General features: G+C 66.5%; 9 protein-coding genes. 5 read left to right on the forward strand and 4 right to left on the reverse strand.

Translation table 11 applies throughout. The features are described 5' to 3' along the window. Positions 1 to 100 precede the first annotated feature (100 nt). The gene (gene glgP, locus D4765_RS06735; RefSeq protein ID WP_136641523.1) at positions 101 to 2,710 is read left to right on the forward strand and encodes an alpha-glucan family phosphorylase; all 2,610 of its coding nucleotides are present in this window, start codon (positions 101 to 103) and stop codon (positions 2,708 to 2,710) included. Positions 2,711 to 2,786: 76 nt separating this feature from the next. Here the strand turns inward: glgP and glgX are convergent, their stop codons facing one another. Next, on the reverse strand, positions 2,787 to 4,841 hold the full coding sequence (gene glgX / locus D4765_RS06740; protein ID WP_136641524.1) for a glycogen debranching protein GlgX: 2,055 nt from the start codon (positions 4,839 to 4,841) through the stop codon (positions 2,787 to 2,789). A 56-nt stretch (positions 4,842 to 4,897) separates the two neighbouring features. On the opposite strand from glgX, the gene D4765_RS06745 reads away from it, so the two are divergent. Beyond that, a complete protein-coding gene (locus tag D4765_RS06745; RefSeq protein ID WP_136641525.1) occupies positions 4,898 to 6,106 on the forward strand; it encodes a cysteine desulfurase family protein in 1,209 nt (402 codons plus the stop codon). Between the two features lie 63 nt (positions 6,107 to 6,169). Here D4765_RS06745 and D4765_RS20120 read toward each other — a convergent pair whose 3' ends face one another. The 3 genes from D4765_RS20120 to D4765_RS06755 form a co-directional block, all read right to left on the reverse strand. Continuing rightward, positions 6,170 to 6,841, reverse strand: coding sequence for a helicase HerA-like domain-containing protein (locus D4765_RS20120; RefSeq protein WP_416352004.1), 672 nt, complete (start codon positions 6,839 to 6,841; stop codon positions 6,170 to 6,172). A gap of 21 nt (positions 6,842 to 6,862) precedes the next feature. After that, positions 6,863 to 7,459, reverse strand: a complete 597-nt coding sequence (locus D4765_RS20125; RefSeq protein WP_416352003.1) for a helicase HerA-like domain-containing protein — start codon at positions 7,457 to 7,459, stop codon at positions 6,863 to 6,865. A 71-nt stretch (positions 7,460 to 7,530) separates the two neighbouring features. After that, a complete protein-coding gene (locus D4765_RS06755; RefSeq protein WP_136641526.1) occupies positions 7,531 to 8,526 on the reverse strand; it encodes an endonuclease/exonuclease/phosphatase family protein in 996 nt (331 codons plus the stop codon). Between the two features lie 127 nt (positions 8,527 to 8,653). Here D4765_RS06755 and mnmA point away from each other — a divergent pair, with 127 nt between their 5' ends. From mnmA to D4765_RS06770, 3 genes are all read left to right on the forward strand, one after another. Next, entirely contained in the window at positions 8,654 to 9,811 is a 1,158-nt protein-coding gene (gene mnmA / locus D4765_RS06760) for a tRNA 2-thiouridine(34) synthase MnmA (protein WP_136641527.1), read from the forward strand. A gap of 11 nt (positions 9,812 to 9,822) precedes the next feature. Further along, complete coding sequence (gene ligA / locus D4765_RS06765; RefSeq protein ID WP_136641528.1) at positions 9,823 to 12,156, forward strand: NAD-dependent DNA ligase LigA; 2,334 nt, start codon at positions 9,823 to 9,825, stop codon at positions 12,154 to 12,156. A gap of 122 nt (positions 12,157 to 12,278) precedes the next feature. Next, positions 12,279 to 13,061: a hypothetical protein gene (locus tag D4765_RS06770; protein ID WP_136641529.1), complete on the forward strand. Its 783-nt coding sequence runs from the start codon at positions 12,279 to 12,281 to the stop codon at positions 13,059 to 13,061. Positions 13,062 to 13,100 lie beyond the last annotated feature (39 nt).

The following is a 13,100-nucleotide window of genomic DNA, read 5'->3' on the forward strand; positions in this document are numbered from 1 at the left end:
CTGCTTTACCTGTTCTAGGCTGGCGATCTGAGGGGCGCGTCGGCATGGGTCGTACGCGAACTGCGAAGGCAGGCGGTGTCTGTCGAAGAAGGAGCTGCGCGTGAAGGCCATCCGTAAATTCACTGTTCGATCTGTTCTGCCTCCCGAGCTGAGCGCGGTGGGCGAACTGGCAGCCAACCTGCGCTGGTCGTGGCACGAACCGACCAGGCGCCTGTTCGCGCACATCTCACCCGATGAATGGGAGTCGACGATGTGCGACCCCATCGCCCTTCTCGGCGCCGTGAGCCCTGCCCGGCTCGACCAGCTCGCGGCCGATGAGGGCTTCGTCTCGTGGGCGAACGGCCTACGCGACGATCTGCACCGGTACCTGAACGAACCGCGCTGGTACCAGCACCTCGAGGGCCCGAAGCCCGCGAGCATCGGCTACTTCTCGCCGGAGTTCGGTATTGCGGCCGCGCTTCCGCAGTACTCGGGGGGCCTCGGCATCCTCGCCGGCGACCACCTCAAGGCGGCGTCAGACCTCGGCGTGCCGATCATCGGCGTGGGTCTGTTCTACCGGGCAGGCTACTTTCGCCAGGCCATTTCGCGCGACGGCTGGCAGCAGGAGAGCTACCCCGTGCTCGACCCCGACGGGCTGCCGCTGAACGTGCTGCGGCTCTCCGACGGCTCGCCGGCCCAGGTGGTGCTCGCGCTGCCCGACGACCGGGCGCTGTACGCCCGTATCTGGCAGGCGCAGGTGGGGCGCATCCGGTTGCTGCTGCTCGACACCGACATTCCCGACAACGACGAAGACCTGCGGGGTGTCACCGACCGGCTCTACGGTGGCGGCGGCGAACACAGGCTGTTGCAAGAACTGTTGCTCGGCATCGGCGGCGTGCGCGCACTCAAGATTCTGAGTGAGCTGACGGATGCTCCTGAACCCGAGGTGTTTCACACCAACGAAGGCCACGCCGGTTTTCTGGGGCTCGAGCGCATCTGCGATCTGATTGGCGAAGGTCTGTCGTTCGACGCGGCGCTGCAGGTCGTACGCGCGGGGACCGTGTTCACCACCCACACCCCGGTGCCGGCTGGCATCGACCGGTTCGAGGCGTCGCTGGTTGAGCGTTACTTCTCCACCGACCTGCTCCCGGGCGTCGACGTGTCGGCGATTCTCACTCTCGGCGACGAGGTCGACAACGGCGGCAGCCCCGGCATGTTCAACATGGCCGTGATGGGCCTGCGGCTCGCGCAGCGCGCCAACGGCGTCTCCCAGCTGCACGGTGAGGTCAGCCGCGGCATGTTCGCCGGGCTCTGGCCGGGATTCGACCAGGCCGACGTGCCCATCACCTCGGTGACGAACGGTGTGCACGCACCCACCTGGACAGACCCGATGCTCATCGAACTCGCCGAGAACCGGCTCGGCACGTCAGAGACGGCCACCGCCGATTGGGCCTCACCGGCGGTCACCGACGCCGACCTCTGGGCGGTGCGCGGCGAGATGCGGCGCCAGCTCGTGATCGACGCGCGGCACCGGGTGACCGAGGCATGGCTCGAACAGAACCCCGGTTCGATTCCACCCGCGTGGTACCGCACCCTGCTCGACCCGTCGGTGCTCACGATCGGTTTCGCCCGTCGGGTGCCCACCTACAAGCGCCTGACGCTCATGCTTCATGACCCCGCGCGCCTCAAGTCGATTCTGCTGAACCCGTCGCAGCCCGTTCAGCTCATCATCGCGGGCAAGTCGCACCCGGCCGACGAGGAAGGCAAGCGCCTGATTCAGAAGCTCGTGCAGTTCGCCTCCGACCCCGAGGTTCGGCACCGCATCGTGTTCCTGCCGAACTACGACATCGGTATGGCGCAGAAGCTCTACCCGGGCACCGATGTGTGGCTGAACAATCCTCTGCGCCCGCTCGAGGCGTGTGGAACATCAGGAATGAAGTCGGCTCTGAACGGTGGCCTCAACCTCTCCATTCTCGACGGCTGGTGGAACGAGTACTACGACGGCGAGAACGGCTGGGCCATTCCCACCGCCGACTCGGCCGACAGCCCCGAAGAGCGCGACCTGCTCGAGTCCGAGGCGCTCTACGACCTCATCGAGCACCAGGTGGCGCCGCGGTTCTACGACCGAAACGCCGAGGGCATTCCCGAGCGCTGGACCACCGCCATCAGGCACACACTCGCCACCCTCTCGCCCGAGCTCTCGGCCGAGCGCATGGTGCGGGAGTACGTCACCCGTCTCTACGTGAAGGCCGCCCAGGCTGAGCACGAGATCAGCGGCCACGACTACAGCCCGGCAGTCGAGCTTGCCGAATGGAAAGATCGCGAACGCGCGGCCTGGCCGTCGGTCGCCGTTGTGCACGTCGAGTCGGGCGGTCTCGATGACACCCCGCAGGTCGGCGACGAACTGCAGGTTCGGGCCCGCGTGAACCTCGGTTCGCTGACCCCCGAAGACGTCTCGGTCGAGGTCGTCTATGGCCACGCCGGTGGCGGCGACCAGCTGGTGGATGCCCGTACGGTGGCCCTCTCGCCGACCACCATCCCCACCTCCACCACTCCTCTTGCCGTCGTGGCGCCGAGTGCAGCAGAGAGCGACTCGGAGGGGCTGTTCGCGTTCTCGGGCACCGTCGTGCTCGAGCGCGCCGGGTCTTTCGGCTACACGGTTCGCGTGGTGCCGAGGCACCCGCACCTCGCCTCCTCCGCCGAGCTGGGGCTCATCGCGTCGGCGCGGTAGGCGGGGTATGACCTGAGACGGGGAGGCGTCGGCAGCTGCTTGTGGGCAGCCGGCGCCTCCTTTCGTCGTGAGTTTGTCAGTGCGCGCGGAAGAGTTGGATCGACGAGGCCGACACGGGCAGAACGACCCCGGGTTCGAGGGCGGGGAGTTGGGCATCCGGAGCCGGCGGGGCGTCTTCGGAGCTGTCCCAGAGCAGCTCGTACGAGTCGACACCCTCGTGGTGCGGCAGGGTCACGGTGGTGGGGTGCTCGAGGCCGTGGATGATGAGCAGAATACGGTTGAACTCTTCGTGCTCGGGGGTCGAGGCGGCGAGAAACTGCAGGGTGCGGTTCTCGGGGGAGTTCCAGTCGACGTTACTCATCTCGTTGCCCTCGGCGTCGTACCAGTCCATCTGGCTGGCGCTCGGGGTGGTCTCGCCGAAGACACCGAAGTGGCTGGGGCGAAGGGCTGGGTTCTCTCGGCGGAGCTTCAGCAGGTACTGGGTGGTCTGCCAGAGTCCGTTCTGCCATTTGCGGCGATCCCAGCTGAGCCAGGTGAGCTCGCTGTCGTGACAGTAGGCGTTGTTGTTGCCCTTCTGGCTGCGGCCGAACTCGTCACCGGCCGTGATCATGGGCACGCCGGCTGAGAGCAGAAGCGTGGCCATGAGGTTACGAATGGTTCGGCGGCGACCGGCTTCGATGGTGCGATTGGTCGTCGCGCCCTCGACTCCGTGGTTGTACGACATATTGTTGTCGGTGCCGTCGCGGTTCGACTCGCCGTTGCCCACGTTGTGCTTGACGTCGTAGGCGGTGAGGTCGGCGAGCGTGAAACCGTCATGGGCCGTCACGAAGTTCACCGACGCGAGCGGGCCACGGTTCTGCGAGAAGGTGTTGCTCGACCCGGCGAGACGGGTGGCGAGCATCCCGACGCCGTCGCCCGGTGAGCCGTGGTCGCGAATCGATTTCACGTCGCGCAACCAGAATTTGCGCATGCGGTCGCGGTAGCGGTCGTTCCATTCGTGCCAGCCGGCGCCGAAGTTGCCGGTCTGCCAGCCGCCCATGCCCACATCCCACGGCTCGGCGATCATCTTGACGTCGGCGAGGGCGGGGTCGTTGACGATGGCCTCGAGCAGCGGATGCGACGGGTCGAAATAGGCGTCGGAGTTACGACCCAGCGTGGCCGCCAGATCGAAGCGAAAGCCGTCGACCTGCACGTCGTTCGCCCAGTACTTCAACGAATCGAGCACCATTCGCGACACGGCCGGAACGCTCGTGTTGACGCTGTTGCCGCAGCCGGTCACGTCGATGTAGGTGCCCGACTTCGTCTGCCGGTAGTAGTTCGCGTTATCGATGCCCCGAAAGCTGGTGCGCGGGCCGGTGATGCCCTCCTCGGCGGTGTGGTTGTAGACCACATCGAGGATGACCTCCAAACCGGCCTCGTGCAGCAGCTTGACCATGCCCTTGAACTCGCGGAGCACCGCGCTCGGGCCGCCCTGCTGGGCCGTCTTCGTGCCGTAGAAGGAGTGCGGGCTGAAGAAGTTGAGCGTGTTGTAACCCCAGTAGTTGCTGAGGCCCTGCTTCATGAGGCGGCGTTCGGAGACGAACGCGTGCACCGGCAGTAGCTGAACGGCGGTCACCCCGAGCTTCTGCAGGTAGCCGATGGTGGTCTCGTGTGCGAGGCCCGCATAGGTGCCGCGCAGGTGTTCGGGCATGCGGGTGTTCAGCTTGCTGAGGCCCTTCACATGGCCCTCATAGATGACGGTGCGATCCATGGCCGTGTTCGGTTTGACGGCGCCGTTCCAGTCGAACTCGTCGTCGACGACGACGCCCCGCCACGTGTCGGGGCCGGTGCGGGTGAGGCCGCGCGCGTACGGATCGAGGAGCAGCGCGTTCGGGTCGAATGAGTTCATGGGGGCATCCGGACCGCTCACCTTCAGCGCATACTTGCGCCCCGGAGCCAGCGACTTGGTACGCCCATGCCACACACTGTTCGCGTCACGGGTCAGTGAGACGGTCTTGTAGACCCAGTTGGCGTCTTTGTGGTCGAAGAGGCAGAGGTCGATGCGGGTGGCGTTCTCAGACCAGACCCTCAGCTCACCGCCGGCCGAGGTCTGCCTGATACCGAGGTGGGCGAAGGGGTCAGGCTGGGTCATGCGTTCTAGAGTAGTGAGTGCGTGTTACGGCAATAAAAACTGGGAGGGCTCGGCCTGTGGTGATCTACCTCGACCATGCGGCTACGACGCCCATCATTCCCGTTGCGCTCGCGGCGTACGTCGACGCATTGGGGCTGGTGGGAAACCCGTCGTCGATTCACAGCCAGGGCCAGCAGGCGAAACGGATGCTCGAAGAATCGCGTGAGACGGTGGCGGCGTCGCTCGGGGCCGATGCTGTGGAGGTGGTGTTCACCTCCGGAGGCACCGAATCGGTGAACCTCGGCATCAAGGGTCTGTGGTGGAAGCGGCAGGAGGGCGGGGTCTCACGCCCGCGCATCCTGGTTCCGGGTGGGGAGCATCATGCGACGAACGACGCGGTCGAGTGGTTGGTGCGGTACGAGGGCGCGGTGGTGGAGTGGTTGCCCGTCGACGCGTTCGGGCGGCTGACGCCCGAGGTCTTGGCAGCGGCGCTCGCGGGGGGCGCGGCGGACGCGGGGGCGGGCGTGGGGGATGATGTCGCGTTGGTCAGTTTTCTGTGGGCCAACAATGAGGTGGGCACGCTGCAGCCCGTGGCCGAGCTGGCGGCGGTGGCTGCGCGGTTCGGGGTGCCCGTTCACGTCGATGCGGTGTCGGCGTATGGATATGTTCCGATCGACTTTCGGGCGCTCGGGGTGGCGGCGCTCAGCGTGTCGGCGCACAAGATCGGCGGCCCGGTGGGGGTGGGGGCGCTGCTGCTGTCACGGAGCGCAGAAGTGGTGCCGCTGATTCACGGCGGGGGGCAGCAGCGCGGGCGCTCCGGTACGCAGGATGCGGCGGGAGCCGCGGCGTTCGCGGCCGCCGCCCGTGCCGCCGTGCACGGCCTGAGCGAGTTCGGCGACGAGCTGGCGGTGCTTCGCGATCGGCTGGTGGCGGGCATCCTGAGCCGTGTGCCGGAGGCGGTGCTGCGCGGCGACCCTTCGCGCGATGGGCGGCTGCCGGGCAATGCGCACTTCACATTTGCTGGCTGCGAGGGCGATTCGCTGCTTTTTCTGCTCGATGTTGCGGGGTTTTCGGTGTCAACTGGGTCGGCGTGCCAGGCGGGGGTTCCTGAGGTGTCGCACGTGCTGACCGCGATGGGCGTGCCCGAACTCGAGGCGCGCGGGGCGCTGCGCATGACGCTCGGGCACGGCACGACGGTGGCCGATGTGGATGCGCTCGTCGGGGCGATGCCGGCGGCGGTCGCGCGGGCGTCGAAGGCCGGGTTCGCCGACCGGGTGGTGGCGTAGAGCGATCGGCCGCTCGGGGCGCGTCGTGCCGGGTCGCTTCGTGCGCGGCGTGCGGGTCTGCAGCTACAGGGGTAGCCGAGTGGTGTCTCGCCTGTCGGAGACGTCTGAAAGGTCAGCGGCGGCGGCGGCCGACTCGGAGGCGGCGTTCAGCTTGGCGGTGAGCATTTCGCGGGCGGACTCGCGGTCGACGAGCGGCCCGTACGTGGCCAGGAGCGGCGATGCGGTGACGGGCGACTCGATCTGGGCATCCGGAGTCGGCGACATGGAGCCCTGCGGCGCTCTCCGTCGGGTCCAGGCGACGGGGCTCGGGGCGCCTTTCTCGTTCATGACGGTAACGATGGCCTCGCCGGTCGCGAGGTTCTGCAGTACCTCGGCCAGGTCATACCCTGACTTCGGGTAGGTCGAGACGGTGGCGCGCAGGGCTTTCGCGTCGTCAGGCGTGAACGCGCGGAGCTGATGCTGGATGCGCGACCCGAGCTGTGCGAGAACCTCACCCGGCACGTCTTTCGGGGTCTGCGTGACGAAGAAGATGCCCACGCCCTTCGAGCGGATCAGCCGGACGGTCTGGGTGATCGAGTCGAGAAAGTCTTTCGAGGCGCCCCGAAACAGGAGGTGCGCCTCGTCGAAGAAGAACACGAGTTTCGGTTTGTCGAGGTCGCCCACCTCAGGTAGGTCGTTGTAGAGGTCGGCGAGCAGCCACATCAGGAAGGTCGAACAGAGCCGGTTTGTCGGCAACGCCCGGTACCTCGAGCAGGCTCACGATTCCGCGGCCGTCGGCGGTTGTGGGATGCCCCGGCCGATGCCGCCCAGACTGAAGAACTCGGTCGGGGTGGCTGTCGATTGCCAGTCCTGGCCGATTCCCTGCGTGCGGGCGAGAAGTTTTTCGTTCGATTCGCCTGCGGAGGCGATGCCGGAGAGATCGCCCTTGATGTCGGCGGCGAAGACGGGAACGCCGGCTGCGGCGAGTTGCTCGGCGAGCACCTGCAGGGTTTTGGTCTTGCCTGTTCCGGTGGCGCCTCCGACCAGTCCGTGGCGGTTCGTCATGGCCAGGGGGATGCGCACCTGAACAGCCGGCTGGGCGTCGCCGTTGACCAGGGCGCCCATCTCGAGGGCTGCTCCTTCAAAGGTGTAGCCGGCACGAATGGTGTCGACGGCTTCGGGGGTGAGTGGGCCGAGTTTGGCAGCGGGGGTGGGGCTGGCGGCGACGGCAGCGGCTGCGGCGTTGACCGCCGCAGTATCGACGGCGTCTTGGGCCCGCTTCAGAGCGGCTTCGGCCACCTGTTGGGCGCGGCGAGCGGCTTCGACCGCGGCGGCGGCTTCTTCTTGGGCGAGGCGAGGAGCGTCATCGGTCATGTCGCCAGCTTAGAACGCGGGCATTCGCGGCGATAGGCGATAGGCGATAGGCGTTGGTCCGGCCTGGTGTCTCAGAGGTTCAGAGCCGTGAGAATGGCTCGGTGGTCGCTGGCGCCGGCGCTGAGGGTGGTGTTGGAGGTGACCTGCATTCCGCGTTGCAGGAGGTGATCGAGCCGCGTGACCGGCATGTTCGACGGCCAGGTGTTGCCGAACAAGCCGCCACTCTGGTTGGCCTCGCTGAGCTGACCCTCGATGCCGCTCATCGCCCGATCGGTGAGGGCGGCGTTGAAGTCGCCGACCGCGATGACGCGCTGGTTCTCGTCGCGCGGCAGCGTCTCAGCTAGAGCGCTCAGCATGGAGTCGCGGTCGGAGACCTCGCCGGGGCGGGCCGACGCGGCATGGATGACGTAGATGCTCACGAGGCCCTGCGGTGTTTCGAGATCGGCGGCCAGCGCCCTGTTCCAACCGAGGCCGAGCGGCAGCGGCTGGGCGTGTACGACCGGGTACTTGCTCCACAGCCCGACGGTGCCCACCCCGAACGAATAGGGATATTTCTCGGCCAGCGTTGACGACACGGTGGTGAAGTCGGGTGCGGTCATCTCTTCGAGCGCGATGACATCGGCGCCGGTTGCAGCAAGCGTCAGCGCTGATTCGTCGCCGGTCGACGACGATGCCTCGATGTTCTGGCTCGCCACGGTGAGGGTCGTGCCGGCGGCTGTGTTCGCGGCCGGGGCCGACCAGCTGAGGGGCACTGTCGCAGACCCGAACAGCAGGGCCCAGGCGAAAACCGGCACGAGCACGGCCGCACGGCTCCACCGACGCCGGGCCACCAGCCCGAGAACGGCGAGCGGAACGATGAGAAGGCCGAGCCACGGGATGATCGTGTCGATGATGAGCCCCACCCCGCCGACATCCGGAATCGCCCGGTGAAACACGAGTATCAGCGTGAGAAAGACGGCGAGAGCTACGACGACTGCGGCAAGCGCCGGATGCCCGGGGCGACGCCCGGAGGCTCGTTCGAGCGGCTCGACCGGGGTCGGGCGCGTGGGGCTCGAAAGCAACGACATGGTTTCATTGTCGACGACGCGGCTGAGGCTTTGGTGTCAGAACTGTGCACAGGGTTGCGTGTCGCGCAGTTGTGCACAGATGAGGCAACCCGGCGCGCGTGTCAGCGGGGGCTCATACACTTGGTACATGAAAGTTTTGGCAGCAATGAGTGGCGGGGTCGACTCCGCCGTGGCCGCAGCACGAGCGGTCGAGGCCGGGCACGACGTCGTCGGTGTGCACCTCGCGCTCAGCCGTATGCCCGGAACCCTGCGCACGGGCAGCCGCGGCTGTTGCACGATCGAAGACTCCTCCGACGCGCAGCGTGCCGCGAACATCATCGGCATTCCTTACTATGTGTGGGATTTCTCCGAGCGGTTCAAGCTCGATGTGGTCGACGACTTCATCGCCGAATACACAGCCGGCCGCACGCCGAACCCCTGCATGCGCTGCAACGAGCGCATCAAGTTCGCCGCCCTTCTCGAGAAGGCTCTCGACCTGGGTTTCGACGCCGTGGCCACGGGCCACTACGCCACGATTCTCACTGACGAGAACGGCAACCGCGAGCTGCACCGCGCCAGTGCCTGGGCGAAAGACCAGAGCTATGTGCTCGGTGTTCTGACGGCGCAGCAACTGGCGCACTCCATGTTTCCCCTCGGCGCGACGCCGTCGAAGGCGCTCGTTCGCGCGGAGGCCGCCGAGCGCGGTTTCAGCGTGGCGAACAAGCCAGACAGCCATGACATCTGCTTCATCCCTGACGGTGACACCCGCGGTTGGCTGGCCGACAAAGTCGGTACGGCGACCGGTGACATCGTCGAACGCGACGGCACGGTCGTGGGCAGCCACGAGGGCGCTCACAGCTTCACGGTGGGCCAGCGACGAGGCCTACACCTCGGCACACTCGCCGACGACGGTCGCCGGCGCTTCGTGCTCGAGGTGAAGCCCGCTACCAACACGGTTGTGGTGGGGCCGAAAGAGGCGCTCGCCATCGCCGAGATCGCCGGCTCACGCTACACGTGGGCTGGGCTTGCGCCCGAGCATCCTGACGTGGCGTTCGAATGTGAGGTTCAGATTCGTGCGCATGCCGACCCCGTGCCGGCGGTTGCCCAGGTGCTCGACGGCGTCGACGGGTCGCCCGAGCTGGTCATCCGGCCGCACTCGCCCCTCATCGGGGTCTCGCCCGGGCAGACCGCGGTCGTGTACATCGGCACCCGGGTGCTCGGCCAGACCACGATCGACCGCACGGTCAGTGCACTGCCCGTCGACGCGTCTGCCGGAGTGTCCGTCGACGCCTCTGTCACCGCGTGACCGGAGCTGACGTGGCTGACACCGCAGACGATCTCACTCTCGACCAAGCAGCGGCAGAGGGGGCCGGTCTCACGGCACGCATCCAGGAGCTGCGAGACGCCTATTACGACAAAGACGCATCGCTTGCGTCTGACGAAGAGTACGACGGCCTTCTGAAGCGGCTGGGCGAACTCGAACGGCTCTTTCCCGAGCTGCAGAGCCAAGACAGCCCCACCCAGACGGTCGGTGGCCGCGCCGAGACCACACTGTTCTCGCCGGTCGAGCACGCCGAACGCATGCTCAGCCTCGACAACGTCTTCTCTCTCGACGAGTTCGCCGAGTGGGCCACGAAGGTCGAGCGCGACTCAGGCCGTGCGGTGCACTACCTGTGCGAGCTCAAAATCGACGGGCTCGCCATGAACCTGCGCTACATCGACGGTGAATTGGTTTCTGCCGCGACGCGCGGTGATGGGGTCGTGGGCGAAGATGTGACTGAGAACGTGGCCTTCATTCCGGGCATCCCGACCCGGCTGGTGCCTTCAGGCAAGACGCCGGTTCCTGCGCTCATGGAGGTGCGCGGCGAGATCTTCTTTCCCGTCGCCGCTTTCGATGAACTGAACGCTGCACAGATGGCAGCCGGCGACCGCATTTTTGCGAACGCCCGTAACGCGGCAAGCGGGTCGCTCCGGCAGAAGTCAGAGGGCAAGAACCCCGACCAGCTCGCTCTGATGCGTGCGAGGCTCGGCCGACTCCGGATGCTCGTGCACGGTATCGGCGCGTGGGCCAACCCTCCCGTGGCGTCGCAATCGGCGGTGTACGACCTGCTGCAGTCGTGGGGTCTGCCCACGAGCACCCACTACCAGGTGAAGCCCGATGCGCAGGGTGCAGCAGACTTCATCCAGCATTTCGGTGAGCACCGCTACAGCGTTGAGCACGAGATCGACGGCGTGGTCGTCAAGGTCGACGAGCTCGCACTGCACGAAGAACTCGGCGCGACCAGCCGTGCTCCGCGGTGGGCTATCGCCTACAAGTACCCGCCCGAGCAGGTGCAGACCAAGCTGCTTGACATCGTTGTGAGCGTCGGTCGCACCGGCCGAGCCACTCCCTTCGCGGTGATGCAGAAGGTACGCGTCGCTGGTTCTGAAGTGCGGCAGGCCACTCTCCACAACCAAGATGTGGTGAAGGCCAAGGGCGTGCTCATCGGCGACACCGTGATTCTGCGAAAGGCCGGCGACGTCATCCCCGAGGTGCTCGGCCCGGTTGTCGAACTGCGAGATGGCACCGAGCGCGAGTTCGTCATGCCGGAGTTCTGCCCCGAGTGCGGCACCCGGCTGGCTCCGGCGAAAGAGAACGACATCGACCTGCGCTGTCCCAACGCACGCAGCTGCCCCGCGCAGGTTCGTGGTCGGGTGGAGCACGTCGGGTCGCGCGGTGCCCTCGACATCGAGGTACTTGGCGAAGTAGCCGCAGCCGCTCTCACTCAGCCGGTCGAGCCGGCAGAGCCGCCGCTCGTCACGGAGGCCGGCATGTTCGACCTGACCGTCGAACAGATCTTTCCGATCACCACTGTCGTGCGCGACTCGGAGACCGGCATGGAGAAGCTCGACGACAGCGGCAGCCCGAAGCGCGAGTCGCCGTTCCGTCGTCGCCGGCAGAAGAGAGACGGCCCGTTCGTCGCGCTGCCGCATTCGGCCGAGGTGACCACTTCGTTCGACGGAGACGAGTTCTTCGTTCCATCCAGCAACGCCATCAAGCTCATCGAGAACATCGGCAAGGCAAAGACGAGCCCACTGTGGCGCATTCTCGTCGCCCTCAGCATTCGCCACGTCGGCCCGGTCGCCGCCCGCGCCCTCGCCGACTACTTCGGTTCGCTCGACGCCATCCGCGCCGCAACCCGCGACGAGTTGGCGGCGGTCGACGGTGTGGGCGGCATCATCGCCGACGCACTCATCGACTGGTTTGCCGTCGATTGGCACGTCGAGATCATCGACCGTTGGGCGGCCGCCGGCGTGCAGTTCACCACCCCCGGTCATCCCGGCCCCGGTGCGGCAACAAGCGGCGGCGGAACCCTTGACGGGCTCACCATCGTCGCCACCGGCAGCCTCGAAGGGTTCACCCGCGAGGGTGCTCTTGAAGCCATCATCGCCGCCGGCGGCAAGGCGGCCTCTTCCGTCAGCAAGAAGACCGACTTCGTGGCTGCTGGCCCTGGCGCCGGCTCCAAGCTCCCCAAGGCCGAGGCCCTTGGCCTCCGCATCATCAACGCCGAGCAGTTTGCCCTTCTCCTCGCCGAGGGCCCCTCCGCCCTGGCCGAGCCCGAGCCGATCGCCGAGCCTGACCCCGACGTCTCCGAGGAGCCATCTGACTAGGCCCGAATCGCATGCGAGCATTACTCACAGCATTTAGTGAGCAATGATCGTATATTCTCGACTCAGCAGACGATCGAGCCGACCACCCGGGCGGTGACCGCTGCGCAAACGAGGAGTCAGCCATGTCATTGCGCGATCTGATCAAAGGCCTGGGTAGTGAGGTGGCAAGCAACCTGTCACTCGGTCTCTCGGCGGTGGGTACACCGCGGGTCATGCCCCCCGATCTTCGTGCAAGCGGCATCGACGGCACAGCCACGGTGCAGAGCATGTCGACGATGAATGTCGGTTACGGCAACACTCAGAACAATCCGATCATCTCGTTTCAGCTCGAGGTGGCGGTGCCGGGTCGGGAAGCGTACTCGATCGTCACCAACCAGACCGTGCCGTACCTGCTTGTGGGGGCGATCATTCCAGGGTCCACCGTGTTCGTGAAAGTCGATGCGAACAACCCAGGGAGGCTCGCCATAGATTTCGAGAACATCATCCCCAACGCCGGATCGTCTGGTGTTGGTCTGCCGGGCGGTGGCCTCTCGGGTGCCAATTTGCCTTCCAGCGGAACTCAAGGTGGCACTGGTGTCGGCGGGGCCATGAGTGGGGCAAGCATGCTCCGCACAGGTCAGCCCGGCACGGCGATTCTGCAGCAGACGTTCAGCGTCGGCAACATCACCGCGCCAAACGGCGATCCGGTGCTCGGTGTCATCATGCAGATCACCTACCCCGGGCTAGCGCCTCTGATCGGTAAGAATGGCCAACGAATTCCCCGGGCGCGTTACGAGCACGTCGTCGCGGGCGCGCAGTTTCCGATTAAGGGCAACCCCGGTAACCCCGATCTGTTCGCCATCGACTGGCCGGAGATGGATCGGGCTGACGGCACCGTGACGGCTGACCCGGCAGGCAACGTATGACCGTGGACTAGGAAGGCTCGCCGATCTGTGTGTCAACAA

The sequence above is a fragment of the Subtercola vilae genome (assembly GCF_004923255.1).
GTDB classification, from domain to species: domain Bacteria; phylum Actinomycetota; class Actinomycetes; order Actinomycetales; family Microbacteriaceae; genus Subtercola; species Subtercola vilae.